This is a genomic window from Ruegeria sp. HKCCD6426 (assembly GCF_057221115.1).
This window is the reverse complement of record NZ_JBWVBF010000002.1, coordinates 379,989-406,965: the sequence shown is the minus strand read 5'-3', so window position 1 is coordinate 406,965 and position 26,977 is coordinate 379,989. Positions and strand designations below refer to the sequence as shown.

26 protein-coding genes and 1 riboswitch are annotated in these 26,977 nt (G+C 57.6%); of the genes, 23 read left to right on the top strand and 3 right to left on the bottom strand.

All coding sequences use genetic code 11. The features are described 5' to 3' along the window. Positions 1-118 precede the first annotated feature (118 nt). The 13 genes from dnaK to radC all read left to right on the top strand — a co-directional run bounded on the left by dnaK (position 119) and on the right by radC (position 11,690). Entirely contained in the window at positions 119-2,026 is a 1,908-nt protein-coding gene (gene dnaK / locus AC2TDA_RS06710) for a molecular chaperone DnaK (RefSeq protein WP_480844971.1), read from the top strand. 74 nt (positions 2,027-2,100) lie between these two features. Next, positions 2,101-3,252, top strand: coding sequence for a molecular chaperone DnaJ (gene dnaJ / locus AC2TDA_RS06705; RefSeq protein ID WP_480877764.1), 1,152 nt, complete (start codon positions 2,101-2,103; stop codon positions 3,250-3,252). Between the two features lie 129 nt (positions 3,253-3,381). After that, positions 3,382-3,487, top strand: a riboswitch (TPP riboswitch). Between the two features lie 45 nt (positions 3,488-3,532). Next, positions 3,533-4,336 (top strand): bifunctional hydroxymethylpyrimidine kinase/phosphomethylpyrimidine kinase, encoded by an 804-nt coding sequence (thiD, locus tag AC2TDA_RS06700; RefSeq protein WP_480877765.1) that lies wholly within the window; start codon positions 3,533-3,535, stop codon positions 4,334-4,336. Continuing rightward, positions 4,333-5,310, top strand: a complete 978-nt coding sequence (locus AC2TDA_RS06695) for an FAD-dependent oxidoreductase (protein ID WP_480877767.1) — start codon at positions 4,333-4,335, stop codon at positions 5,308-5,310. The genes thiD and AC2TDA_RS06695 overlap by 4 nt, the downstream gene beginning before the upstream one ends. Beyond that, the gene (gene thiS, locus AC2TDA_RS06690; protein WP_480877769.1) at positions 5,294-5,488 is read left to right on the top strand and encodes a sulfur carrier protein ThiS; all 195 of its coding nucleotides are present in this window, start codon (positions 5,294-5,296) and stop codon (positions 5,486-5,488) included. The genes AC2TDA_RS06695 and thiS overlap by 17 nt, the downstream gene beginning before the upstream one ends. Positions 5,489-5,490: 2 nt before the next feature. Next, complete coding sequence (locus AC2TDA_RS06685) at positions 5,491-6,255, top strand: thiazole synthase (protein WP_480877771.1); 765 nt, start codon at positions 5,491-5,493, stop codon at positions 6,253-6,255. Continuing rightward, complete coding sequence (locus AC2TDA_RS06680; protein WP_480877773.1) at positions 6,252-6,848, top strand: thiamine phosphate synthase; 597 nt, start codon at positions 6,252-6,254, stop codon at positions 6,846-6,848. Before AC2TDA_RS06685 ends, AC2TDA_RS06680 begins: the two co-directional genes overlap by 4 nt. Beyond that, a complete protein-coding gene (locus tag AC2TDA_RS06675) occupies positions 6,845-7,810 on the top strand; it encodes a HesA/MoeB/ThiF family protein (RefSeq protein ID WP_480877775.1) in 966 nt (321 codons plus the stop codon). The genes AC2TDA_RS06680 and AC2TDA_RS06675 overlap by 4 nt, the downstream gene beginning before the upstream one ends. Positions 7,811-7,830: 20 nt before the next feature. Next, a complete protein-coding gene (locus AC2TDA_RS06670; RefSeq protein ID WP_480877777.1) occupies positions 7,831-8,766 on the top strand; it encodes an ABC transporter substrate-binding protein in 936 nt (311 codons plus the stop codon). Beyond that, positions 8,763-9,443, top strand: a complete 681-nt coding sequence (gene tenA, locus AC2TDA_RS06665; protein ID WP_480877779.1) for a thiaminase II — start codon at positions 8,763-8,765, stop codon at positions 9,441-9,443. The genes AC2TDA_RS06670 and tenA overlap by 4 nt, the downstream gene beginning before the upstream one ends. Next, the gene (locus AC2TDA_RS06660) at positions 9,440-10,168 is read left to right on the top strand and encodes an ABC transporter ATP-binding protein (protein WP_480844959.1); all 729 of its coding nucleotides are present in this window, start codon (positions 9,440-9,442) and stop codon (positions 10,166-10,168) included. Before tenA ends, AC2TDA_RS06660 begins: the two co-directional genes overlap by 4 nt. Next, the gene (locus AC2TDA_RS06655) at positions 10,165-10,899 is read left to right on the top strand and encodes an ABC transporter permease (RefSeq protein ID WP_480844958.1); all 735 of its coding nucleotides are present in this window, start codon (positions 10,165-10,167) and stop codon (positions 10,897-10,899) included. Before AC2TDA_RS06660 ends, AC2TDA_RS06655 begins: the two co-directional genes overlap by 4 nt. Positions 10,900-10,934: 35 nt before the next feature. Beyond that, the gene (gene radC / locus AC2TDA_RS06650; RefSeq protein WP_480877781.1) at positions 10,935-11,690 is read left to right on the top strand and encodes a RadC family protein; all 756 of its coding nucleotides are present in this window, start codon (positions 10,935-10,937) and stop codon (positions 11,688-11,690) included. A gap of 3 nt (positions 11,691-11,693) precedes the next feature. Here radC and AC2TDA_RS06645 read toward each other — a convergent pair whose 3' ends face one another. From AC2TDA_RS06645 to secA, 3 genes are all read right to left on the bottom strand, one after another. After that, a complete protein-coding gene (locus tag AC2TDA_RS06645; RefSeq protein ID WP_480877782.1) occupies positions 11,694-13,250 on the bottom strand; it encodes a substrate-binding domain-containing protein in 1,557 nt (518 codons plus the stop codon). Positions 13,251-13,274: 24 nt separating this feature from the next. Then, positions 13,275-14,198: a hypothetical protein gene (locus tag AC2TDA_RS06640; RefSeq protein WP_480877783.1), complete on the bottom strand. Its 924-nt coding sequence runs from the start codon at positions 14,196-14,198 to the stop codon at positions 13,275-13,277. Positions 14,199-14,298: 100 nt separating this feature from the next. After that, the gene (gene secA, locus AC2TDA_RS06635; protein ID WP_480844954.1) at positions 14,299-17,016 is read right to left on the bottom strand and encodes a preprotein translocase subunit SecA; all 2,718 of its coding nucleotides are present in this window, start codon (positions 17,014-17,016) and stop codon (positions 14,299-14,301) included. A gap of 176 nt (positions 17,017-17,192) precedes the next feature. Here secA and AC2TDA_RS06630 point away from each other — a divergent pair, with 176 nt between their 5' ends. The 10 genes from AC2TDA_RS06630 to AC2TDA_RS06585 all read left to right on the top strand — a co-directional run bounded on the left by AC2TDA_RS06630 (position 17,193) and on the right by AC2TDA_RS06585 (position 26,902). Then, positions 17,193-18,041, top strand: coding sequence for a peptidylprolyl isomerase (locus tag AC2TDA_RS06630; RefSeq protein ID WP_480877785.1), 849 nt, complete (start codon positions 17,193-17,195; stop codon positions 18,039-18,041). A 6-nt stretch (positions 18,042-18,047) separates the two neighbouring features. Further along, positions 18,048-19,274: a bifunctional glutamate N-acetyltransferase/amino-acid acetyltransferase ArgJ gene (gene argJ / locus AC2TDA_RS06625; protein ID WP_480877787.1), complete on the top strand. Its 1,227-nt coding sequence runs from the start codon at positions 18,048-18,050 to the stop codon at positions 19,272-19,274. Next, the gene (mutT, locus tag AC2TDA_RS06620; RefSeq protein WP_480877789.1) at positions 19,271-19,669 is read left to right on the top strand and encodes an 8-oxo-dGTP diphosphatase MutT; all 399 of its coding nucleotides are present in this window, start codon (positions 19,271-19,273) and stop codon (positions 19,667-19,669) included. The genes argJ and mutT overlap by 4 nt, the downstream gene beginning before the upstream one ends. A 13-nt stretch (positions 19,670-19,682) precedes the next feature. Then, complete coding sequence (locus AC2TDA_RS06615; protein WP_480877790.1) at positions 19,683-20,072, top strand: hypothetical protein; 390 nt, start codon at positions 19,683-19,685, stop codon at positions 20,070-20,072. A 241-nt stretch (positions 20,073-20,313) separates the two neighbouring features. Continuing rightward, a complete protein-coding gene (locus AC2TDA_RS06610) occupies positions 20,314-22,287 on the top strand; it encodes an AMP-binding protein (protein ID WP_480896852.1) in 1,974 nt (657 codons plus the stop codon). 78 nt (positions 22,288-22,365) lie between these two features. Next, positions 22,366-23,184 carry an ABC transporter ATP-binding protein gene (locus tag AC2TDA_RS06605; RefSeq protein WP_480877794.1) on the top strand — a complete coding sequence of 273 codons (819 nt, stop codon included), beginning with the start codon at positions 22,366-22,368 and terminating at the stop codon, positions 23,182-23,184. 29 nt (positions 23,185-23,213) lie between these two features. After that, positions 23,214-24,200 (top strand): branched-chain amino acid ABC transporter permease, encoded by a 987-nt coding sequence (locus AC2TDA_RS06600; protein ID WP_480844944.1) that lies wholly within the window; start codon positions 23,214-23,216, stop codon positions 24,198-24,200. Positions 24,201-24,203: 3 nt separating this feature from the next. Beyond that, positions 24,204-24,461: a hypothetical protein gene (locus AC2TDA_RS06595; RefSeq protein WP_480844943.1), complete on the top strand. Its 258-nt coding sequence runs from the start codon at positions 24,204-24,206 to the stop codon at positions 24,459-24,461. Positions 24,462-24,464: 3 nt separating this feature from the next. After that, entirely contained in the window at positions 24,465-25,541 is a 1,077-nt protein-coding gene (locus AC2TDA_RS06590; RefSeq protein WP_480844942.1) for a branched-chain amino acid ABC transporter permease, read from the top strand. Positions 25,542-25,618: 77 nt separating this feature from the next. Next, positions 25,619-26,902: an ABC transporter substrate-binding protein gene (locus AC2TDA_RS06585; protein WP_480844941.1), complete on the top strand. Its 1,284-nt coding sequence runs from the start codon at positions 25,619-25,621 to the stop codon at positions 26,900-26,902. Positions 26,903-26,977 lie beyond the last annotated feature (75 nt).

The following is a 26,977-nucleotide window of genomic DNA, read 5'->3' as shown; positions in this document are numbered from 1 at the left end:
CTTATATACGCCTCGACGCGCGATGGTGTAGTGCTGTCGCGCACATCAGATCGGGGACGGGATGCCAAAACGGGTCCGGCCCTCGGGACATCGCCTTGAAGAGAAAGGGATTGCAAAAATGGGAAAAGTAATCGGGATTGACCTCGGGACCACCAACTCATGTGTGGCCATCATGGATGGCTCGCAGCCGAAGGTCATCGAAAACGCCGAAGGGGCGCGGACCACGCCCTCGATTGTCGCCTTCACCGAAGATGAGCGTTTGGTCGGTCAGCCTGCGAAACGTCAGGCGGTCACCAACCCCGACAACACGATCTTTGGTGTCAAGCGCCTCATCGGCCGTCGTGTGGATGATGCCGAAGTCGAAAAAGACAAGAAAATGGTGCCGTACGCCATCGTAAATGGCGGCAACGGTGACGCGTGGGTTGAGGCCCGCGGTGAAAAGTACTCCCCAAGCCAGATCTCGGCCTTCACTCTGGGTAAGATGAAGGAAACCGCCGAGAGCTATCTGGGTGAGGAAGTCACGCAGGCGGTTATTACCGTTCCGGCATACTTCAACGACGCTCAGCGCCAGGCCACCAAAGACGCCGGTAAAATCGCCGGTCTGGAAGTGCTGCGGATCATCAACGAACCGACAGCCGCCGCGCTGGCCTATGGTCTGGACAAGGAAGAAACCCAAACCATCGCGGTTTATGACCTTGGCGGCGGTACCTTCGACGTGACCATTCTGGAAATCGACGATGGTCTGTTCGAGGTCAAATCGACCAACGGCGACACCTTCCTGGGTGGCGAAGACTTTGACATGCGCATCGTCAACTACCTGGCGGATGAGTTCAAAAAAGAACACGGTGTCGATCTGTCCAGCGACAAAATGGCCCTGCAGCGTCTGAAAGAAGCCGCTGAGAAAGCCAAGATCGAGCTGTCTTCGACCTCGCAGACCGAGATTAACCAGCCGTTCATCTCGATGGGTGCAAACGGCCAGCCGCTGCACATGGTCATGAAGCTGACCCGTGCCAAGCTGGAATCGCTGGTTGGCGATCTGATCAAGAAGTCGATGAAGCCCTGTCAGGCCGCTCTGAAAGACGCAGGCTTGTCGGCTGGCGACATCGATGAGGTTGTTCTGGTCGGTGGTATGACCCGGATGCCGAAAGTCATCGAAGAGGTCACAAAATTCTTCGGTAAAGAGCCGCACAAGGGTGTGAACCCGGATGAAGTTGTTGCCATGGGCGCCGCCATTCAGGCCGGTGTTCTGCAGGGCGACGTCAAAGACGTGGTTCTGCTGGACGTGACCCCGCTGTCGCTGGGTATTGAAACGCTGGGCGGCGTGTTCACCCGCCTGATCGACCGCAACACCACGATCCCAACGAAAAAGTCTCAGGTCTTCTCGACCGCCGAGGATAACCAGAACGCCGTGACCATCCGTTGTTTCCAGGGTGAACGCGAGATGGCTGCGGACAACAAGATCCTGGGTCAGTTCAACCTCGAGGAAATCCCGCCGGCACCGCGCGGTATGCCTCAGATCGAGGTGACTTTTGACATCGACGCCAACGGCATTGTCTCGGTTTCGGCCAAGGACAAGGGCACCGGAAAAGAGCAGAAGATCACCATCCAGGCTTCTGGTGGCTTGTCCGATGAGGACATCGAAAAGATGGTCAAGGACGCCGAGGACAACGCCGAGGCGGACAAGGAACGTCGCGAGCTGATCGAGGCAAAGAACCAGGCGGAAAGCCTGATTCACTCGACCGAAAAGTCTGTCGAGGAACATTCGGACAAAGTCGATCCGACAACCGTCGAAGCCATCGAACTGGCCATCGCGGCGCTGAAAGACGAGCTGGAAACCGAGAATGCCGACAAGATCAAGTCGGGCATCCAGAACGTCACCGAAGCTGCGATGAAGCTGGGTGAAGCCATCTACAAGGCACAGGCTGAAGAAGGCGAAGAAGAGCCTGCAGCAGCCGATGCCGCGCCAGGTGAGGACGACATCGTCGATGCCGAGTTCGAAGATCTGGACGACGACAAGCGTAACTAACGGGTAACCGGGCCAATGCGGGCCGGTCCGGTTGCCGGGCCGGCCCGATTACGTTGAGACATAAGGAACTACTGATGTCAAAACGCGACTATTACGATGTGCTCGGCGTGTCCAAGGGCGCATCGGCGGATGAGATCAAGAAAGGCTTTCGCGCGAAGGCCAAGGAATTGCATCCCGACCGTAACAAGGACAATCCGGATTCCGAGGCTCAGTTCAAGGAAGCGAACGAAGCCTACGACGTGCTGCGCGACGCCGAGAAAAAGGCCGCTTACGATCGATTCGGCCACGCTGCTTTTGAGAACGGCATGGGTGGCGGTGGACGTCCCGGCGGTGGTTTTGGCGGGCAGGGTGATTTCTCCAGCGCCTTCTCGGATGTTTTCGACGATCTGTTCGGCGACTTCATGGGTGGCCAACGTGGGGGTGGCGGCGGGCGCCGCGCTGCGCGTGGGTCTGACTTGCGTTATAACCTGCGAGTGTCGCTGGAAGAGGCTTATGCTGGTTTGCAGAAAACCATCAATGTGCCCACGGCAGTGGCCTGTTCCTCATGCGAAGGAACGGGCGCCGAAGGCGGTGTGGAACCCACAGCATGCCCGACCTGTTCTGGTATGGGTAAGGTTCGGGCGCAACAGGGCTTTTTCACTGTAGAGCGTACTTGCCCAACCTGTTCCGGTCTTGGGCAGATCATCAAGAACCCGTGCAAATCCTGTAAAGGCGCAGGGCGTGTCGAGAAAGACCGAGCGCTGTCCGTAAATATTCCCGCCGGTGTCGAAACCGGGACTCGTATTCGCCTTGCGGGCGAAGGTGAGGCCGGAATGCGCGGCGGCCCTCCGGGTGATCTGTATATCTTTGTCGAAGTGTCGGATCACAAGTTGTTCGAGCGTGACAGCGTGAACCTCTATTGCCGTGTACCGGTCAGTATGGCCAAGGCAGCGCTGGGCGGTTCGATCGAGGTTCCGACCATCGACGGCGGCCGCGGTCGTGTTCAGATTCCGGCCGGCAGCCAGTCCGGTCGCCAGATGCGCCTGCGCAGCAAGGGCATGCCTGCCCTGCGTGGTGGCGGTGTCGGTGATATGTTCATAGAGCTGGCAGTGGAAACTCCGGTCAATCTGACCAGCCGTCAGAAAGAGCTTCTGCGCGAGTTTGACGATTTGGGCGAAGACAATCATCCTGAATCCAAAAGCTTTTTCTCATCCGTGAAGTCTTTTTGGGATGGGATGAAGGGCTGAAGCCAAATTTATTCGAAACCAGAAGGACCGGTTCCGTTGAACCGGTCCTTTTTGTTTCATAAGTCCAGTTTGACCGCGAGCCGGGCCTAATTGGCCCTTGATTCCCGTCCAAACCCCTGAGATTGTCCGCGCCAACCGTTGGGGTGCCCTGTCCTGGGGCTGAGAGGCGTGAATGCGCTAACCCATCGAACCTGATCCGGGCAATTCCGGCGTAGGGAACGGTCTCGCAGTTTACAGACGTTTTCCATGCCCGTTGCCCAAGAAAAGTTGGAGCAACAACATGGCGCCTATTGCGTTGACAATTGCAGGATCGGACAGCGGCGGAGGCGCCGGGATTCAGGCCGACCTCAAAGCGATGTCCGCTTTAGGGGTTTATGGTGCCAGTGTCATCACCGCAGTAACGGCTCAGAACACGCAGGCGGTGACCGCTGTTCACGGTATTCCGCTGGGAGTGATCGCAGATCAGATATCGGCTGTTCTAAGCGATCTGGACGTGCGCGCAATAAAGATCGGGATGCTTGCCACGCCCGAGATCATCAGGACTGTCACGGATGGCCTGGCGGACTTCTCGGGTCCGATCGTACTGGACCCGGTGATGATTGCCAAATCCGGCGATGCCTTGCTGGCCGAGGTAGCTGTTTCGACGTTGCGCGAGGTGTTGCTGCCCCGGGCCACTGTCCTGACACCAAACTTGCCCGAGGCTGCGCGCTTGCTGGATTGCCAGCCATCCGAGTCTGTGGCGGAGATGGTCGATCAAGGGTTGGCACTATGCGGACTGGGGCCTCAGTCCGTTCTTATGAAAGGCGGGCATGGCGCAGGAGATGTTTGCCACGATCTTCTGATCGGCAAGTCCGGATTGGTGGCCGAATACCAAGCGCCTCGCAATGCAACCAAGAACACGCACGGCACTGGCTGTACCCTGTCATCATCCATCGCGGCAGGGCTTGCTAAAGGGCTAAGCCTCACTGAGGCCGTCGCGGATGCGCATGCGTATTTGCAAGCGGCCATCGCGCGTGCTGACGAGTTGCAGGTGGGGCAAGGTCATGGGCCGGTTCACCATTTCCATCAGGTTTGGCCGGCGTGACGGTCTGGTCGGTCATAGGGTCCGGTGTTGCCGGTCTGGCCGTGGCGTCCGAGTTGGTTTCACGTGGCGCCAAAGTTCAGATGTTTGATCCCGGAGGGCCTCCGGGGGCGCACGGGTGTTCGTGGTGGGCCGGGGGTATGCTGGCTCCGTGGTGTGAATATGAGAATGCCGAAGAACCCGTATTGCGGTTGGGTCAGACGGCGATCGACTGGTGGGCATCCCGTACGCACGTGCACCGACGTGGCACTTTGGTGGTCGCCAACTCCCGTGATCTGCCAGAATTGCGCCGGTTTGCGCGGCGCACGGAAGCATTTACCGAGGTTGAACAGGCGAAAATCACTGAATTAGAGCCTGATCTGCATGGATTCAGCAAAGGGTTGCATTTTGGGGGTGAGGCGCACCTTGATCCGCGGCAGGCCCTTCAGGATCTCTATCGTCAGCTTCAGATCGACGGGGTCACCTTTCACCGCAAACTCGCACCAGCGCGGTTGGAGAACGCCATTGATTGCCGTGGATTGCACGCGCGCGAAATTCTTTACGATCTGCGTGGTGTTAAGGGCGAGATGCTGGTGATCCGATGCAAGGACGTGACGCTGACCCGTCCGGTTCGCTTGTTGCATCCGCGCATGCCTCTTTACATCGTGCCTCGTGGGGACAGCGTTTATATGCTCGGTGCGACGATGATCGAAGCCGAGGACAGCGGCCGCATAACAGCCCGGTCGATGCTGGAACTGCTCAGTGCTGCCTATGCGCTCAATCCCGCCTTCGGCGAGGCAGAAGTGTTGGAAATTGGCGTCGACCTTCGCCCTGCTTTCCCCGACAACCTGCCACGTATCCGGCGATTGGGGCGGACAATCTATGCAAACGGGCTCTATCGCCATGGCTACCTGCTCGCGCCTGCGCTGGCGCAAGGCGTGGCCGACCTGGCCCTTGAAAACAAACAATCGGAGTTGGTCGATGAAGATCGTGCTTAACGGTGAAACCCGAGATGTTCAGGCCGAAACACTTTCGGATTTGCTGACGGAATGCGGTTTTTCCGGCCGTGTGGCAACAGCAGTGAATGAAGAGTTCGTGCCGTCCAGTCTGCGCATTGCACTCAAGCTCGGCGATGGGGATCGGGTTGAGATCGTCGCGCCGATGCAGGGAGGTTGAGGATGAAATCCTTTTACGGTGTTGATCTGCCCAACCCGCTGATGCTGGGCACCGCGCAGTATCCCAGCCCCGCGATCCTTGAACGCGCGTTTCGCGAAAGCAAGGCGGCCGTCGCGACCGTGTCGCTGCGCCGGGAATCGGGTGGTGGCCAGACATTCTGGCAGATAGTCCGAGAACTGGGAGTTCGCATTCTACCGAATACGGCCGGTTGCCACACGGTGAAAGAAGCCGTGACCACCGCCCAGATGGCGCGTGAAGTTTTCGAGACACCGTGGATCAAACTCGAACTGATCGGTCACACCGACAGCTTGCAGCCGGATGTGTTCCAACTGGTCGAAGCGGCACGCATCCTGACCGAGGACGGATTTCAGGTGTTTCCCTATACGACCGATGATTTGATCGTGGGCGAGCGTCTGCTTGAAGTCGGGTGTGAAGTTCTGATGCCTTGGGGTGCGCCGATTGGCTCCGGGCGTGGATTGAACAATGAATACGCACTACGTGCGATGCGGGCGGAATTTCCGGACACACCGCTGGTTATCGACGCGGGAATCGGCCTGCCCAGCCACGCCGCTCAGGCGATGGAGCTGGGTTATGATGCGGTTCTCCTGAACACGGCGGTGGCACGGGCAGGCGATCCGGAGGTGATGGCCAAAGCGATGGCACTGGCGATCGAGGCCGGGCAACTGGCGCATCACGCCGACCCGATCGAAGCCCGTGATATGGCGGAGCCCTCGACCCCAGTGATCGGAAAGGCGTTTCTGTCATGACTCTTGACCGTTTTTACCCGATCTTCGACCACTCGGACTGGCTGCGGCGGATGCTACCTTTGGGTGTCAAACTGGTGCAGTTGCGGATCAAGGATCAGGCAGACGCCGTGGTGCGCCAGGAGATTTCCATCGCGCAGGCAATGTGCCGGGATCACGATGCCGTTCTCGTGGTCAACGACTACTGGCAGGCCGCTATCGATTTGGGCTGCGACTGGATTCACCTGGGGCAAGAAGATCTGGACGATGCCGATCTGAAGTCGATCCGAAAAGCGGGTCTAAAACTGGGCGTTTCCACTCATGACGATGATGAGCTGGAGAGAGTTCTGTCTATGGCACCGGACTATGTTGCGCTGGGGCCCGTCTATCCGACCATCTTGAAAAAGATGAAATGGCACCAGCAGGGCTTGCCGCGCGTGACTGAATGGAAAGCGCGTGTCGGAAGTATTCCCCTGGTCGGCATCGGAGGTATGAGTGTCGAGCGCGCGCTGGGTGTGCTCGAAGCCGGGGCGGATATCGTTTCGGCCGTCACCGATATCACACTGAACACGGACCCGGAGACGCGTGTGAGTCAATGGATCGAGGCCACAAGATGAGTCGGTACCACCGCCAAACGGTGTTGCCCGAAGTGGGGGCTGTGGGGCAGGCGCGTCTGTCCTCTGCCCGTGTATTGGTGGTGGGTGCGGGTGGCCTTGCCGCTCCGGTTCTGCCTTTACTGGCAGGGGCCGGGACAGGGCGGATCACGATTGTGGATGGCGACACTGTCGATTTATCGAACCTGCACCGCCAGACATTGTTTTCCGAGGCAGATTGCGGGCGTTACAAGGTTGATGCCGCTGCTGACCGCTGCCGTGCATTGAATGGCGAGATTGAGGTTTTCAGCCAAAAGCTGGCTTTGACAAGTGAAAATGCGGCCGCTTTCGTCGCGCAGTCGGATGTGATCCTCGATTGTGCGGATAGCTATGCCGCCAGCTATATCCTCTCGGATACCTGTCTGGCGCAGGGAAAGCCGTTGATCAGCGCATCGGTGCTTGGATTGTCAGGCTATGTGGGTGGCTTTTGCGGCGGCGCACCATCGTTACGAGCGCTTTTCCCGGATGCGCCGGACAGCGGTGCCAGCTGCGCCACCGCTGGTGTACTGGGTCCTGTCGTAGGATTGCTCGGCGCGATGCAGGCGCAGATGACGCTGAATCTGATATTGGGGGTGGGGCCATCGCCTCTGGGTCAGATGGTGCAATACGATGCCCGAACTTTGCGCAGTAATGGCTTCCGGTTCGACGAAGCGCCAGAGCCAAACAACTGTTTCCACTTCCTGTCTGCCAGCCAACTGACCAAGGAAGATCAGATTATCGAGCTGCGCGGAACAGAAGAAGTGGAAATCCCGATCCACCCGGATGCGAAGCGAATATCGCTGAATGACTTGCATCGAATCGACCCTAATCAAGGGAAAAGATTGGCTTTGTGCTGTGCCACCGGGCTACGTGCCTGGCGTGCTGCCGAACAAATTCAACCAGATTGGCCCGGCGAGATTGTTCTTGTCGCGGCCTCAACCTCGTGAATGAAAAGGAAACGCGAGATATGAAGAAACTGATCACAGCTATCGCCGTGCTGGCCGCCGCGCCAGCCTGGGCCGAGGACAAGATGACCGTGCTGCTGGACTGGTTCATCAACCCCGACCACGGTCCGATCATCGTGGCGCAGGAAAACGGATATTTCGCCGAGCAAGGGCTTGAAGTCGAAATCGTTCCGCCCGCCGATCCCTCTGCACCGCCGCGTCTTGTGGCGGCTGGTCAGGCCGATCTGGCCGTGTCCTATCAACCGCAACTGCACTTGCAGATTCATGAAGGCCTGCCCTTGAAGCGAGTTGGTACCCTGGTCGCTACGCCCCTGAACTGCCTGCTGGTTCTTGAAGACGGTCCAATCAAATCACCTGCCGACCTTAAGGGCAAGAAAATCGGCTTTTCGGTCGCCGGCGTGGAAGAGGCCGTCTTGGGCACGGTTCTGGGCAAATATGACGTAACTCTGGACGAAGTCGAATTGATCAACGTAAACTTCTCGCTTTCGCCGTCACTGATGACCGGTCAAGTGGATGCAGTAATCGGCGCCTACCGCAATTTTGAACTGAACCAAATGGACATCGAAGGCGTCCCGGGCCATTGCTTCTATATCGAAGAAGAAGGCGTGCCGCCCTATGACGAACTGATCTACGTGGCCAACCCCGAGATCATGGATACCGACAAGGTCGCGCGTTTCCTTGCTGCTACTGAAAAGGCCACCCAGTTCATCGTAAACAATCCGGAAAAAAGCTGGGAAGTCTTCTCGTCCACGTCGCCCGAACTTCAAGACGAGCTGAACGCCCGCGCTTGGGTCGATACGCTCCCCCGTTTTGCGCTTCGTCCTGCGGGCCTTGAAGCTGGTCGTTACGCCCGGTTTGAATCGTTTCTCAAAGACAGCGGCATGATTGACAGCGTCAATCCTGTCAGCGACATCGCAATCGATGTGACGGCGCAATGAGCAGCCCGAACTTTGGCCGCGCCTTCACGCTGATGCGCGACGCGGCACAGCGGCCGTGGCGGGAATATACCCGCCACGCTTTTGTCGAAAGGCTAAAGGACGGTACTCTGCCGCGCGAAGCTTTCCTGCATTATCTGCGGCAGGACTATGTGTTCTTGACGCATTTCTCGCGCGCCTGGGCGCTGGCAGTGGTCAAGGCGCAAACTCATGATGAGATGCAGATTGCTGCCGCCACGGTGAACGGTCTGATGCATGAAGAGATGATGCTGCATGTTGGTGTGTGCGCCGAGGCAGGCATTTCCCGGGACGATCTGTTTGCAACGCCTGAAAGGCCGGAAAACCTGGCCTATACCCGCTTCGTCCTCGAGGCGGGCTATTCGGGCGATTACCTGAGCCTGCTTGCTGCATTGCTGCCCTGCGTTATCGGCTATGCCGAGATCGGTTCGCGGCTGGCTCAAGAGGCGACATCGGAGACCTATCGCCCCTGGATTGATACCTATGCCGGCGACCAGTACCAAAGCTACTGCCGTGATATTGGTGCGTTGATGGACAGCGCGGTCATACGAAGGTTGGGCAAGGGCTACGACGAACTTCCGGTTTGGGCTGATCTCTGCAAGACCTTTGAGACCGCAACCGTCTTAGAAGTCAATTTCTGGCAGATGGGTTTGACGCCATGACCCCAGCGCCCGATCTGACAATCAGCGGCAAAGCCAGCATCGACGGTGCGCCTTTGTTCGCGCCGCTGTCTCTGTGCCTTGGTGCAGGGCAATGGACTTGTTTGCTGGGCGGATCGGGCGTTGGTAAAACAACCGTATTGCGTCTTATTGCCGGTTTGGAAACCGGCGCACAGTTCACCGGAGAGATCGCCGCCAGCGATGGCCAGCCGGTAGCTGAACGCGTCGCTTATATGGCGCAGGACGATCTGCTGCTGCCTTGGGCGACTGTCGCGCAGAATGTCTCGCTTGGCGCGCGTCTGCGGGGTGATGCGGTCGACCTCGAGCGGCGGGACCGATTGATCGGCCGGATGCGTTTGCATGATCACATGAACAAGAAACCGGCCGAGCTTTCGGGTGGACAGCGTCAGCGCGTGGCCCTTGCACGCACATTGATGGAAGACCGTCCCATTGTTCTGCTGGATGAGCCATTCTCGGCCCTCGATGCCCGCACCCGGGCGGACATGCAGGATCTGGCGGCCGAGGCGTTGCGGGGCCGTACCGTCTTGCTTGTGACCCATGATCCCGGCGAAGCGGCACGGCTGGGACAGACCATCGTTGTCATGACGCCGGGCGGGTTGACCCCTTGCCAGCCACCGCACGCACCGGCGCCGCGCAATGTGGACGATCTCGAGACGCTGGAAACGCAAGGATCGCTTTTGAAACTGTTGCGGGAGACGGCGGTATGAAAGTCTTCTCGGCCGTTGTTGCAACGTTGTTTGCCCTTGCTGTCTGGCAAGCGATCGTCACCCTGACCGGGTTGCCCAAATTCATCCTTCCGGGGCCGGCGGTGGTGGCAGAGACCTGGTGGCAATATCGTTGGGTTATTGCCGAACACACATGGATCACAGCGATCGAAGTGGTGATTGGTCTTGCCTGCGGCACGATTCTTGGCGTGGTCACTGCCCTGCAACTTGCCAATTCAAGGGCAGCGCGGGTGCTGGTTCAGCCGATGCTGGTATTCACGCAAGCCCTTCCGGTGTTTGCGCTTGCGCCGTTGTTGACGCTTTGGCTGGGTTATGGATTGTGGTCCAAGGTCGCGATGGCCGTGTTGATCATTTATTTCCCCATCACTTCGTCCTTCTTCGACGGCTTGATGCGGACGCCGTCAGGCTATCTTGACCTGGCGCGCACCATGCAAGCCAGCCGCCGCGCGATATTGTGGCACATTCGTATTCCTGCAGCGTTGCCGTCGTTGGCCTCGGGGATGCGATTGGCCGCGGTTTATGCACCTATCGGGGCCGTGATCGGCGAATGGGTCGGGTCGTCGCAAGGTCTGGGCTATCTGATGCTGCTGGCCAATGGCCGTGCCAAGACCGACCTGATGTTTGCTGCAATGTTAACGCTGGGCGTGTTTTCAATACTGCTGCATATGGTTGTCCGACGCGCGACGGCGCGCATGGCAGGTGAGACGCGTTAACCATTCAGAAACCGATTCTGCGTCAGGGTGGTCCCATGACACAGGACGCCTTTGCCGAAACCCCAATGCTGTTCGATACGGACGAAGCACCGGCGCAGCCGCTGCCGTCGGGTCGGTTACCCTCCTACATCAAAGATCACCGGCGGCGGCTGCGCGAAAGGTTCATGTCCGGCGGATCTGCGGCGATGCCGGACTACGAATTGCTGGAGCTGGTTCTGTTCCGCTCGATCCCACGTCAGGATGTGAAACCGCTGGCGCGGGCCTTGATGGACACGTTCGGTGATTTTAATCGCGTTCTTACCGCGCCCGAGGAAAGGCTGCACCAGATCAAAGGTATCGGTGATTCAGTTGTCACCGACCTGAAAATACTCGAAGCCTGCGCCCATCGAATGGCCCGCGCACGGGTGATGCAGCGGCACGTGATTTCGGGCTGGGACGCGCTGCTGGATTATTGCCACACGACCATGGCGCATCGTGAGACAGAACAGTTCCGCGTATTCTATCTGGATCGAAAGAACGTGCTGATTGCGGACGAGGAACAGGCCAAAGGAACTGTGGATCACGTTCCTGTTTACCCGCGTGAAGTCGCGAAACGGGCGCTGGAGCTGAACGCCTCCGCCTTGATACTGGTGCATAACCACCCGTCGGGTGATCCGACACCGTCACAGTCGGATATCGACATGACCAGCCGCATTCAGGATGCCTGTGCGGCGCTGGGATTAACGTTGCACGATCACCTGATCATCGGAAAATCGACCGAGCTCAGCTTTCGATCACAAGGGTATCTGTGATCGTTACTTTACCCAGACTTCGACCCTGCGATTGGCTTTCCGGCCCCATTCCGTGTCATCGCAGGCCATTGGCATGGCCTCGCCAAACCCTTCCACGGCGATCTCGACAGTTTCGGGAATAGAGGTTTCTATCGCTGCCAGAACTGCGTTGCGCACTGTTTTCGCGCGGAGTTGGGCGATACGCTGGTTCGCAGTGGCGGCACCGTGTCCGTCGCTGAAGCCGACAAAGGTCAGTGTGTGCGCATCAAAAGCACCAGATTCCAGTGCTTGCGCCAGTTGCAGGATGTTCGACCGAGATTGCGCGTCAGGTCGTGAAGAGCCGGGCTCAAATCGGAAAGACAAGGACAAACGCGCCATGGGCCGCAGCAACTCAATCATGCGCTGCAATTCCTCAAGTCCTACTTCAGGCCCGCCGGATGCGATGGCGTTGGCCAAACGATCCCCCTGCACTCCAAGACCCACGGTTTCCGGCGCCTGATCGACAAATCCAGCCTGACGAATGACCGATTGCGCCGGAGAGCTCTGTACATAAGCCAGAAACTGCCGCGCGATCCGGGGCAGGCGACGGGCAGGCAGATACAGAAACATTGGGGAGGTCAGGGGATAGTCCTCGGTTTTGACCGACTGTCGTGTCGCCGCCAAAGCATGTCCGCACCCGCCGGTCAGAGGCAGAGCGCGCGCGTCACCGATGTTGGACCGGCTGGCAATGCCGATGCCAAAAGAATCTTCGGCGACACTGCGCACCAGCACGCCGTTTCGTTCATAACGCGTAGCGGTTTCGGTCAGCGTACTTTCCGCTGGAACCAAAAGCTGAGTCTCAATTCCCTGTGCCATTCCGGACCGTGCGTTTGGCACATACAGATTAATCGGCGCATCCGGCCCGCCCAGTTCTGTCCAGTTAGTGACCTCGCCCGAAAGGACCCGTGCCAGATCGATCAACGAAATCTGCCGGACGGGATTATCCGCCGCCACAATCGGCACCATGGCGTCCAGAGCCACCACGCGCGACCGGCGCGCCTGACGCAGGTCGCCAAGGCCGGCCGCATGCGCTGCCTCGCTCTCTTCCGGCCGAATCTCACGCAATGCCATTGCGATGTCGGCCTCGTTTGCAATCAGATCGGCAAAACCCTGATCCGTGTTACCGACACGAAAACGCAGGCGTGCCAATGGGGCTTCCCGGTCAGGCCGGTGCAATTCATATACAAATCCCGAAGGCGCTTCGTGGATCGGAACAGCCGTCAGTCCTTCCTGGCGCGCGAAGCCAACGACCAACGCGGGCAGAATGGTTTCGGCCATGACTGATGATCCGGATAAGGTGACCTCGGCCACGAAGTCGGTCAGGTTTGGGCAGGCAAGGCCATCGCACGTGACGCCCGAACCATCCACGGTCAACTCTCCGAATTGGGTGTCCACGCGGTAGAATTCACCATCATATCCCAGAAGATTGCCGGTCACCTCGACCTTGCCATCATGCGAGGTCAGGGTGATATCCTGCGCTTGCGCGCCACTTGCAAAGGCGACGCAATACAGCGCAGCTGCCGCCACACGGGAAAATGCCATTGGAATGCCGAGCCTGCCTGCCGTTTATTTGGACGCGATTGTCAGGTCTTCGAGCAGATTATTCAACACCAGAAACTCACCTGCGCGGGAACATTCCGGCAGTGTCAGCGACAGGTCACGCGATCTGAGTGGGCTGTTGCCATGCAATTCCAGCGCTTGCACGCTCAGATCGCGGCCACAATTGGCTTCGGTAACTTCGGCCTCGACGCTTAATTCGATTGTGCCAGAGTATTCCGAGGATTTCTTTGGGAAGGAATAAACCTGCACATTCCGGGCTTTGGCAATTTCGGTCTGACCCAATTGAACCATTGTTCCCGCCCCGCTGGCGTCGGGGTTCGCCCAGACATGGCCGTCCTGGCCATAGCTTGCGCCGAATTCCAGCGCGTGCAGCTGAAGATCGGTCTGGCCTTGCCATTGCAGCGCGACACGGTCGTATTCCCCAATATCGGGGACGTGAGTGGTGGCGACAGTGCCGCGCTTGTTTTCAAAAGAAATCAGAAAAATTGCGTATTCGGACAGGGCCGGGACGGTTAGATCCACGGCGCCGTGCGCGTTGGTCATAGCGGTGAAGGTCAGGCCGCTGTGATGAATCTCGATCTCTGATGTATCATGGCAGGGGGCTTTGATCTGCAAGCGTGCATTGGCACCCGGCAGGGCCGTCGCCCGTGCGCTGAGGCTGCAATCGGTTCGGAATTGCGGCTGTGCGCGGGATGGTTTGCCGGACGCCTTCGGTAGATCAATTGCGGTTGTGTTTGCGCTCGGGGAAGAGGTTAGCACAATAGCTTCTATCCCAGCCAAGACTGACGCTTGTCCAGTGACACTTGCCACTTGTTCGGACCCTTGCGCAGCATTGCGCTGCGACGCGGGGCCGTATTGCATCAAATATCCGATGGCCAGGGCGCAGGCAACGGTACCGCCCATGGTCACGTAGTTTCTTACGACAAACAAAACACCCTCCCCAGTTGAAGGAGCGAGTCGGACTGTCGTTAACAATCGCGGCTTAATTGTGGCGGGCCAGCGGAGTCATTGTGTTCCAATACTGGCCGCCTCAGGTCAGGCGGCCATGACAATGCTTGAATTTCTTGCCCGACCCACAGGGGCACTTGTCATTGCGCGAAGGATTACCCCAGGTTTCGGGATCGTCCTCGACAAATCCGGGAAGCGGGTCGCCGGATGCTTCGGCCTCGGCCAGTGCTTCGGCCCGGTTCGTGGCCTGATCCACTGCCTGTTGTGTCTGCGCTTGCTGCGCGGCCATCTGAGCCAGCATCTCTTTCTGTTCCTCCTCAGTCAGAGGACGCACACGGGAAAGCTGCTGCGTGACCGTTTCGCGCAGGCTGTCCAGCATGGATTCGAACAGCTGGAAGCTTTCGTTCTTGTATTCGTTCAGAGGATCGCGCTGGGCATAGCCGCGGAATCCGACAACCGAGCGCAGATGTTCCAGTGTCAGCAGATGCTCGCGCCATTTTCCGTCGATGGTCTGCAGCAGCACCTGCTTTTCAATATTGCGCATGTTTTCGGGGCCGAACGCGACGGCTTTCTGAGCCATCATTTCATCCGCAGACTTGACCAATCTCTCGCGAACCTGTTCGTCATCGACGCCTTCTTCGGCGGCCCAATCCTGAACCGGGGCGTCAATGGTCAACTTTTCCTTGATGGCTTCGTGCAGACCGTCTGTATCCCATTGATCGGCATAGGACTTCGGAGGCATGTATTCGTCGATCAAATCGTCGATTACCTGCTCTCGCATGTCCGACACGATTTCCGACAGATCTTGCGTCGACATGATCTCGCGCCGCTGGCTAAAGATCACCCGACGCTGATCGTTCATAACATCGTCGAACTTCAGGACGTTCTTGCGCATATCAAAGTTGCGGCCTTCGACTTTGGACTGCGCCCGTTCCAGCGATTTGTTTACCCAGGGGTGAATGATCGCCTCGCCTTCTTTCATGCCCAGCGTGGTCAGCACCTTGTCCAGCCGTTCCGAACCGAAAATGCGCATCAAGTCATCTTCGAGGCTCAGATAGAACACAGTGCGGCCTGGGTCACCCTGACGACCCGAGCGGCCACGCAGCTGGTTATCGATGCGGCGGCTTTCATGGCGTTCCGAAGCCATGACGTAGAGGCCACCAGCCTCAATCACTTTCTGCTTTTCTTCGGCGTGGCGTGCCTCTTCTTCGGTGCGTAGCTGGGTAGGATCGGCTTCGGGGTTCTCGGCCAGTGCTTTCAGAACCTTCATCTCGACATTGCCGCCCAGCTGAATGTCGGTTCCGCGACCGGCCATGTTGGTTGCAATGGTCACAGCGCCAAGCCTACCTGCATCGGCAACGATCTGTGCCTCTTGTTCATGCTGACGGGCGTTCAGAACATTGTGTTCGATACCTTCCTTGGTCAGCATCTGGCTCAGCAATTCGGACTTTTCGATGGAGGTGGTGCCCAGCAGGACCGGCTGACCCTTTTCAGTAGCTTTCTTTGTCTCCGTGATCATCGCGCCGTATTTTTCAAGTGCGGTGCGATAAACCTGATCGTCTTTGTCAACGCGGGCAATCGGCATGTTGGTCGGTACTTCAACCACACCCAGACCATAGATTTCGGCAAATTCCTCGGCCTCGGTCAGTGCGGTACCAGTCATACCACCCAGCTTGTCATAGAGGCGGAAGTAGTTCTGGAAAGTCACGCTGGCCAGCGTCACGTTCTCCGGCTGGATCTGTACGCCTTCCTTGGCCTCGATAGCCTGATGCAGCCCTTCGGACAAACGGCGGCCCGGCATCATACGACCTGTGAATTCGTCGATCAGAACCACATTGCCGTCGCGCACGATGTAATCCTTGTCGCGCTGGAACAGCTTATGCGCCCGCAGGCCCTGGTTCACGTGGTGCACGACCGTTGTGCTTTCTGGGTCATACAGCGAATGCCCTTCGGGGATCAGCCCCGCGGCCAGTAGCTGCTGTTCCAGAAATTCGTTGCCTTCGTCGGTAAAAGTCACGCTTCGGGATTTTTCGTCCATCGCGTAGTGATCATCGCTCAGGGAGGGGATCAGCCCATCAATGGCGGTGTACAGGTCCGACCTGTCTTGCGATGGTCCCGAGATGATCAAAGGCGTCCGCGCCTCGTCAATCAGGATCGAGTCCACCTCGTCCACAATCGCGAAATTGTGGTGCTTTTGATAGATTTCGGCAAGATCGGCTTTCATGTTGTCGCGAAGATAGTCGAAGCCCAACTCGTTGTTGGTGGCATAAGTGATGTCGCAGGCGTAGGCGGCCTTTTTCTCGGCATCCGGCTGACCTGACCAGATCACACCTGTGGTCATGCCCACGGCGGCAAACACCTTGCCCATCCATTCCGAGTCGCGTTTGGCCAGGTACTCGTTCACCGTGACAACATGCACACCCTTGCCGGTCAGCGCATTCAGGTAAGCCGGGAAAGTGGCGACCAGGGTCTTACCCTCGCCCGTTTTCATTTCCGAGATGTTACCCTGGTGCAGGAACACACCACCCATCAGCTGCACGTCAAAGGCGCGCAGTCCCAGCGCGCGCTTGGCGCCCTCGCGAACGTTGGCAAAAGCCTCGGGCAGCAGGCCATCAAGGCTTTCGCCATCCAGCGCGCGTTTGCGCAGCTCGGCGGTCTTTTCGATCAGACCTTCATCCGACAGTTTTTCGAACTCCGGCTCCAGCGCATTGATCTTTTCGACCAGCGGGCGGGTCGCCTTGATCTTGCGGTCGTTCGGTGTTCCGAACACCTTTTTGGCGAGCGTTCCGAGTCCCAGCATGTTCACTCCAGCGGATCTGTTCTTGTCTTGGTTGCGACAGGCTTGCCCACCTTGCGCGCAACCCATAGATACGGGGGGTGAAAGGCGGCCCTGTCCAAGGCTTCAAAGCGATGTAAGCGGCAGGTCCCAGAGTGTCAACGCTGCGCCCTGTCGCGGCAAAGAAATAGGATAATTCCATGCCCAAAGGCCTCACATTTCTGCCATCACTGGCTCTGGCTGCTGTGATGGCGCTGCCGTTGGCCGCCGAAACCAAGCCTGATGCCAGCACAGTGATCGCGCGCGTGAACGGAGATGAGATCACATTGGGTCACGTTATTGCCACTGTTGCAGCCCTGCCGGCGCAGTATCAGCAATTGGAAGACGACGTATTGTACGACTTCATTGTGGAACAGCTTGTAAATCAGCAATTGCTGAGCCAGGAGCAGGAAAATCTGTCTTCGCTGAACACCCTGACGCTGGAAAACGAGACCCGGTCTTTGCGGGCGGTGCAGACGATCAATGCGATCGCAGACGCGCAAGTTACCGAAGATGCCATCCAGGCGGCGTATGATGCGCAGTTCGCCAATTTCGAAGGCGAAGACGAGTTCAACGCCAGCCATATTCTCGTCGAAACCGAAGACGAGGCCAAAGCCATCAAGGCGCAGCTGGACGATGGTGCGGATTTTGCCGAGCTGGCCAAAGAGAAATCAACCGGACCCTCCGGTCCGAATGGCGGTGCGCTGGGATGGTTCGGTAAAGGTCGCATGGTGCCGGAATTCGAAGCAGCCGTGCTTGAGCTGGAAAAAGAGCAGATTTCCGAGCCGGTCCAGACTCAGTTCGGCTGGCATGTCCTCATTTTGAACGACAAGCGAAAAACTGAAGCCCCCGAATTGGAGGCAGTGCGTGGTGAACTGGCTCAGACGCTTCAGCAGGACGCCATTCAGGCGCGGATTGATGAGTTGACCCAGCAGGCCCAGATCGATCGCCCGGCGCTGGATGGCGTTGGCCCTGAAGTCATCCGTCAACTGGACATGGTTCAGGAGTAATACGTCGTGGCCAATATTACCAAGGTATCCCCGCTGGCCCCGGCGGCCTTTCCGGATTTGCCCGCGATAGACGGCGTACGCTTTGCCACGGTCGAGGCTGGTGTGCGCTATCAGGGCCGAACCGACGTCATGTTGGCAGTGTTGGATCCCGGTACCTCGGTGGCGGGTGTCTTTACCCGTTCGGCTACGCGCGCCGCGCCGGTTCTGGACTGTCAGGAAAAAGTTGGAGGTCCGAGTGACGGCCCGGCGGCAATCCTTGTGAATTCGGGCAATGCCAATGCGTTCACCGGTCACTATGGACAAACTTCGGTGGCCGAGATTACTCAGGCTGTTTCGACAGCAACCAGAGTGCCGGTTGAGCGTGTTTTCACATCCTCTACCGGGGTCATTGGCGAGCCACTGCCCCACGATCGAATCGTGACGCAGCTTGAGACACTGAAAACGGGGCTGAGCATGCACGCGCTGGAAGATGCAGCGCGCGCGATCATGACTACGGATACTTTTCCCAAAGGGGCGAGTGCCCAGGTCGAGATTGACGGTAAAACAGTCTCTATTTCAGGGATTGCCAAGGGTTCTGGCATGATTGCGCCCGACATGGCGACGATGCTGGTTTACATCTTTACCGATGCTCAGATTGAACAATCGGCGTTACAACGGATGCTTGGCGCGCAGACGGATCGTACGTTTAACTGCATCACTGTGGACAGCGATACTTCGACCTCTGACACGCTGCTGCTCTGCGCAACAGGCGCGTCGGGTGTGGATGTAACCGGCAACACCGCCTTTGCAGACGCTCTGGAAAGCGTGATGCTGGATCTGGCGCAGCAGGTGGTGCGCGACGGTGAGGGTGCCACGAAGTTCGTGGAAATCCGTGTAACCGGCGCGGCATCGGACGCAGATGCCAAAGTGCATGGTTTGGCTATCGCCAACTCTCCGCTGGTCAAAACGGCTATTGCCGGTGAAGACCCCAATTGGGGCCGCGTGGTAATGGCAATCGGCAAATCCGGCGCAGCAGCGGATCGCGATCTGTTGAGCATCTCTTTTGGCGACATTCTGGTGGCGGAAAAAGGGTGGGTCAGCCCTGATTACCGTGAAGAGGACGCCGCCGCCTATATGAAGGGTCAGGATTTGGTCGTTGCTGTTGATCTGGGGCTGGGTGAGGGCCAATCCACTGTGTGGACCTGCGACCTGACCCACGGCTATATCGAGATCAACGCGGATTATCGCTCGTGAAAACAGTATTAGTGTCTGCAGTTGCCCTGATCGACATCGAGGGCCGCGTGCTGCTGGCTCAACGCCCGGAAGGCAAATCCATGGCCGGTCTGTGGGAATTCCCCGGCGGTAAGATCGAACCCGGTGAAACCCCCGAGGCCGCATTGATCCGCGAGTTGCACGAGGAACTGGGCATCGACACCTGGGCCTCTTGCCTTGCGCCGCTGACCTTTGCCAGCCACAGCTATGGCGATTTCCACCTGCTGATGCCGCTGTTCGCCTGCCGTAAATGGGAGGGCATTCCGCAGTCAAAGGAAGGGCAGGCGCTGAAATGGGTGCGCGCGAACGAATTGCGGAGTTATCCGATGCCTGCGGCGGATGTGCCGCTGATTCCGATTTTGAGGGATTGGCTATAGAATGAGGATCGACATGTTGAAGAAATTTACGCCTCTGAGCGTCCTCATAGTTTTAGGTTTCACTGCTCCTGCTTTGGCTGATGAGATCGAACTTGATTGGAATTCGGTGGAATTGGGTTTCTTTGAGAATGTGAGTGATGCAGGCGAGGTTAAAAACGGCTTAGCGGTGTACGTACCCGGTAGTCGGATCGCTACCACTGATGACTTTTACACGGTCATTCCTGAATTTTGCAGTTCAAGACTTGAGGGTATGTTGGAGTTCGCCAAGCAGATCGAAGACGCGCCAGAAGTCTCTTTGCTAAAGTTGCAAATCGACTTCTATGGTTCAAAGCTAGGTGAAAACGAGACATATGTTGCTCGTTCAGCGATCATAGATTTAACAGATCGTAAATGCTCGCTGTAGTTAGAATCTGTCGGCGGACATTTAAGAAATACTGAGGATTTTGCGTTCCGAACATCACGTACAATCCGAAAGGTCACTCCGCCCCCACCCCCTGTTACAATTCGTAAGAATTGAGAAAACATCAGGAAAAAGTTGACGCTGATCTTCCAGATGTCCCTTATCGGGGCGTTGGCGTTCGGGAACTATCCCGGACCCGCCATTTCCGGCCCGGAGGAGGGGTCGGATGGGGAGGAGAAAGAGATTGGCTCAGACGCAGTCGGGCGCTGAAGGGTTGCATTCCCTTCCGGCGCTTTTACACCGCAATGTGACGCAGTTCGGGGATGCCCCGGCCTATCGTGAGAAAGAATTCGGTATCTGGCAGTGCTGGACCTGGGCCGAGGCTGCCAGTGAAATCCGTTCGATTGCGCTCGGCTTTCTGGAACTGGGTGTCGAAAAGGGCGATCATATCGCAGTGATAGGACGCAATCGACCGGCGCATTACTGGACAATGAGTGCAGCCAATATGGTCGGTGCGGTTCCCGTCCCGCTCTATCAGGACGCCGTTGCCGAAGAGATGGCTTATGTGCTGGAGCATTGCGGCGCAAAATATGTCGTCTGCGGTGATCAGGAGCAGGTCGACAAGGTCATCGAGATTCAGGAAAACCTGCATCAGGTCAAGCATATCCTCTACACCGACAAGCGCGGGATGCGGAAATACGATCACAGTCAGATGAACGCGCTCGAGGACATCATGGCCGAAGGCAGCGCCGGTCATTTCCGTTTTGACGCCGAGCTGGACCAACGCATTTCCGAGATCACTTATGACGATACTTGCGTGATGCTCTATACCTCGGGCACCACGGGCAAGCCAAAGGGTGTGGTGCTGTCGAACCGCAATGTGATCGAAAGTGCGAAGAACTCGGCTGCCTTCGACCACCTGACCCGCGACGAAGATATTCTGTCCTATCTGCCGATGGCCTGGGTGGGTGATTTCATCTTTTCGGTCGGTCAGGCCTATTGGTGCGGATTCTGCGTGAATTGCCCTGAAAGCGCGGACACGATGATGACCGACCTGCGCGAGATCGGGCCAACCTATTTCTTCGCTCCGCCGCGCGTGTTTGAAACGCAGCTGACCAACGTGATGATCCGTATGGAGGATGCGAGCAAACTGAAGCGGAACATGTTCCACCATTTCATGGCGCATGCCAAGAAAGTCGGCGGTCTGCTGCTGGATGGCAAACCGGTTGGTATTGGGGATCGACTAAAGTACGCGCTGGGCAATCTGCTGGTTTACGGACCGCTGAAAGACACGTTAGGGTATGGCCGTTTTCGTGTCGGCTATACTGCAGGCGAGGCCATCGGACCCGAAATCTTTGATTTCTATCGGTCTTTGGGCATCAACCTGAAGCAACTTTACGGTCAGACCGAAGCCACGGTATTCATCACTGTGCAGCCGGATGGAGAGGTGCGGGCGGACACCGTTGGCGTTCCAGCGCCGGATGTAGAATTGAAGATCGACGACACGGGTGAGATTCACTATCGCTCGCCAGGTGTGTTCGTTGAGTATTTCAAGAATCCGGATTCAACAGCTTCGACCAAAGACGCCGAGGGTTGGGTCGCCACGGGCGACGCCGGGTTCATTGAGGAAAGCAGCGGCCATCTGCGCATTATCGACCGCGCCAAAGATGTAGGCAAGATGGCCGATGGGTCGATGTTCGCGCCAAAATATGTCGAGAACAAACTGAAATTTTATCCCGATATATTAGAAGTCGTTCTGTTCGGAAATGGCAAGGACCGCTGCGTGGCCTTCATCAACATCGACCTGACGGCGGTGGGCAACTGGGCGGAACGCAACAACGTGGCCTATGCGTCATATCAGGAGCTCGCGGGGCATCCCCGTGTGTTAGAGACGATAAAGTCGCACGTGGAAGAGGTGAACAAGTCTGTTGCCGCCGACGAAATGTTGTCGGGTTGTCAGGTGCACCGTTTCGTCGTTCTACACAAGGAACTGGATGCGGATGACGGCGAGATGACCCGTACGCGGAAGGTGCGGCGCGGGTTTGTCGAAGACAAGTTCAGCGACATCATTGCCGCGCTTTATGACGGATCCGAGACTGTCTCGACCACGACCGAAGTAACCTATGAAGACGGCCGCAAGGGATCGATCAGCGCAACGCTCGAGATCGTCGATGCGCCGGTTGTTCCGGTCGCGCAGCACAAGGTAGCGGCGGAATGAGGGCCGCACGAGCGCCGCTCGACCTGCGGTCTTCGCCCCGCCCGCCGTCCCGTTATTGCGAAAGTCAGGGAGTGACTGATGCTGGATAACTCCGAAGGATATGTCACCGAGGATGGCCGCAAAATCGGCGGTGTGGTGATGGAGATGAAAAACATCACCCTGCGCTTTGGCGGCGTGGTGGCGATCAAGGATATCTCGTTCGACATTCGTGAGGGCGAGATCCGCGCGATCATCGGGCCGAACGGGGCGGGCAAGTCCTCGATGCTGAACGTGATCTCGGGGTTTTATGTGCCGCAAGAGGGCGAGGTCTGGTTCCATGGCGCCAAACGCCCGCCGATGCGTCCGTATGAGGTGGCACGGCAGGGTATCGCCCGGACGTTCCAGAACATCGCCTTGTTCGAGGGTATGAGTGTTTTGGATAACGTCATGACCGGGCGGCTGAATTACATGAAAACCAATATTTTTCAGCAGGCGCTCTGGAAGGGTAAAGCCGAAGCGGAAGAGGTTGAAAACCGTGAGGCGGTCGAGAAGATCATCGACTTCCTTGAGATTCAACATATCCGCAAGACACCGGTATCGCGCCTGCCTTATGGCCTGAAAAAACGTGTCGAACTGGCCCGCGCATTGGCGGCAGAGCCCAAGCTTCTTCTGCTGGACGAACCGATGGCCGGGATGAACGTCGAAGAGAAAGAGGACATGAGCCGATTTATCCTCGACGTGAATGACGAATTCGGCACCACCATCGCGCTGATCGAACATGACATGGGCGTGGTGATGGACCTGAGCGACCGTGTGGTCGTTATGGATTACGGCAAGAAAATTGGCGACGGCACACCAGACGAGGTGCGCAACAATCAGGAAGTCATCGACGCCTATCTGGGGGTCAGTCATGACTGAGCACCGGACAGAATTGGAGGGGGGCTGGCATGCCTGAACAACTCGTATTTGCGATGGAGGTCATCCTCAACGGTCTGATGGCTGGGGTGCTATATGCGCTGGTCGCGCTGGGCTTTGTGCTGATCTACAAGGCTTCTGGGATTTTCAATTATGCCCAAGGGGTTATGGCCCTGTTTGCGGCGATGACGCTGGTGGGGATCATGAATGGGCAGGTGCCGTTTGCGCATCTGATCAACGCCACCTTCGGCACGCATATCCACTATTTTGGCTGGAATGTCCCGGCCTTGCTGGCCATCATCCTGACCATGGGTGTAATGGTGCTGCTGGCCTGGGCAGTGCAGCGGTTCGTGATGCGGCATCTGGTGGGACAGGAGCCGATCATCTTGTTCATGGCGACAATCGGTCTGGCGTATTTCCTTGAGGGCGTGGCCGACCTGATGTGGGGGTCCGAGATCAAGACGCTGGATGTGGGTCTGCCGCAGGGTATCAACCTGTGGATCGATGAGACGACCTTCAACATCTTCGATTACGGCTTCTTCATCGACAATCTGGACATCGTGGCGACGATCATTGCGGCGCTGTTGGTTGCTGCTCTGGTGGCATTCAGCCAGTACACCAAGCAAGGCCGCGCGATGCGTGCGGTGGCAGATGACCATCAGGCGGCGCTGTCCGTTGGCATCTCGCTGAACTTCATCTGGGTCATGGTCTGGTCGGTTGCAGGCTTCGTGGCGTTGGTTGCCGGCATCATGTGGGGCACCAAGTCGGGCGTGCAGTTCTCGCTGTCGCTGATCGCGCTCAAGGCGCTGCCGGTGCTGATGCTGGGCGGGTTTACCTCGATCCCCGGAGCTATTGTCGGCGGACTGATCATCGGTGTGGGCGAGAAGCTCTTTGAATTCTCAATCGGTCCGCTGGTGGGCGGCGCAACCGAGAACTGGTTTGCTTATGTACTGGCGCTGATCTTCCTGGTGTTCCGGCCGCAGGGCCTGTTCGGCGAGAAAATCATCGAGAGGGTGTAGGGCGTGAGCAAGCTGATTGCCATCATAAATGTGATCGCTTGGGCAGGGTTTTGGGCCTTTGGGTACCTCGCGCTCACGGCGGAGGGTTTGACCAAAGGCCAACTGACGGTTGCTGCGATCCTGGCCTTTGCCGGCCTGGTGACGGGGGTCGTAGCCTACATGAAGCTGGTGCGGGTAACCGAACAGAGCGGTTATGCCAAATCGTCGAAACAACTGGATGCGGCGACCCGCAACCGGGCGCAGGAAGAATGGGGAAGGTAAAACATGTTCTATCGTGAGGCCGGAGATTTCAAAGTCTCTTACGTAGATGACAGCCAGACTTTCCCGATCAAGTTTGACCGGTACCGGTACTATGTCGTGCTGGCGGTGGCATTCGGGATCATCCCGTTCATCATCAATGATTACTGGGCGAATGCGCTGCTGTTGCCCTTCCTTATTTACGCCATCGCAGCGATCGGGCTGAATATCCTTGTGGGCTATTGTGGGCAGGTCTCGCTGGGGACCGGCGGTTTCATGGCTGTGGGGGCCTACGCCTGCTACAAACTGATGACCGCGTTCCCGGATGTCAGCATGTTTATCCACGTGCTGCTGGCAGGTGGTATCACAGCGGTTGTAGGCGTTCTGTTCGGATTGCCGAGCTTGCGGATCAAAGGTTTTTATCTGGCGGTGGCGACGCTGGCGGCGCAGTTCTTTCTGGTCTGGCTCTTCAACCGGGTGCCGTGGTTCTACAATTACTCCGCTTCGGGGCAGATCAATGCGCCCGAGCGTGATGTGTTCGGCATCATTATTACCGGGCCGAACGCGCCGGCCTGGGCAACCTATCTGTTCTGCCTGATTTTCCTGACCGTCTGCGCCATCATTGCGCGCAACCTCACCCGTGGCACAACGGGTCGGACGTGGATGGCGATCCGCGACATGGATATCGCCGCCGAGATCATCGGGGTGAACCCACTGAAGGCGAAACTGACCGCCTTCGCAGTCAGTTCATTCTTTGTCGGCATCGCTGGAGCATTGTTCTTTGCCGTCTATCTGGGAGCGGTCGAAGTGGGCGAGGTGTTTGGCATCCAGAAGTCGTTCTTGGTGCTGTTTATGGTCATTATCGGCGGATTAGGGTCTATTTTTGGTTCTTTTGCCGGGGCTGCGTTCCTGGTCCTACTGCCGGTAGTTCTGAAAGTTGTCGGCGTCGATGTACTGGGCTGGCCCACGGATATTGTGGCGCATCTTCAGCTTGTGATCGTAGGGGCCCTGATCATCATGTTCCTGATCCTGGAACCACATGGCCTGGCGCAACTGTGGCGTGTGGCAAAGGAAAAACTCAGACTCTGGCCGTTCCCACACTAGGCGGGGCCGGCCCAATCAAAAAAGACGGGTGCAAAGCCCGAATTCAACATCGGATCAATCAAGGGAGGAAACACCCGATGAACAAGAAAATAGCAACCATGGCGCTGGGCGCCCTTATGGCTGCGGGGCCGGCACTGGCGGATCTTGTAATCCCGGATCTGAGCTACCGAACCGGCCCATATGCAGCCGGCGGGATCCCGTTCTCGGATGGCTACAATGACTACTTCACTCTGCTGAACGAGCGCGATGGTGGCATTGGTGGCGTTCCGGTCCGAGTGATCGAATGCGAGACCGGATACAACACCGAAAAGGGTGTGGAATGTTATGAGTCCACCAAAGGCGAAGGCGCGCTGGTTTATCAACCACTGTCGACCGGGATTACCTATCAGTTGATCCCAAAAGTGACCGCAGACGGCATTCCGCTGCACACGATGGGCTATGGCCGCACATCGGCTGCCAACGGCAAGGTGTTCAGCAACGTGTTCAACTATCCCGCCAACTACTGGAACGGGGCGTCGGGCGCGATCAACTATCTGCTGGACGAAAATGGCGGCGACCTGAGCGGCAAGAAAATCGCACTGGTCTACCATAATTCGGCCTATGGCAAGGAACCGATCCGCACCTTGGAAACTCTGGCCGAAAAGCATGGCTACGAACTGACCTTGCTGCCAGTGGACCATCCGGGTCAGGAACAGAAATCGCAGTGGTTGCAAATCCGTCGTGAAAAGCCGGATTACGTGGTCATGTGGGGCTGGGGCGTGATGAACCAGGTTGCGGTACAAGAAGCGGCCAACATCCGATTCCCAATGGAGAACTTCATCGGCGTTTGGTGGTCCGGTGCGGAATTCGACGTTGAACCTGCGGGTGACAAGGCCACTGGCTACAAGGCACTGACTTTCACCGGACTGGGAGATGACTATCCGGTCTATGACGATTTGCGGAAGCATGTCGTTGACGCGGGCAAGGCCGCGGGTGCAGGCGATCAGCTGGGCGCGGTGCAGTATAACCGCGGTCTCTACGCGGCGATGCTGGCCTCTGAGGCGATCAAGACCGCGCAAGAGATGCATGGCGTGGCGGATATCGACGCATCGATGATGCGTGATGGCATGGAAGCACTGGAAATGACCAACGCCAAAATGGACGCGCTGGGCATGACCGGATTTGGTCCTGAATTCTCGGTGAGCTGCGAAAACCACGGTGGTCCGGGTTTGGTGGGCGTCGTCCAGTGGGATGCATCGACAGGCACCTGGAACAAAATCCAGGACTTCAAGCCGACCGACGCTGAAGTGATCGGTGCGCTGATCGCAGAAGACTCGGCGGCCTATGCGTCCGAGAACAACATTTCGCCACGCTGCGAATGATACAGGGTTGCCCCGGAAACAATCCGGGGCGCCGACAAATCCCGAGCGGCGGTACCGCTGCCGCTCGAACCCCAA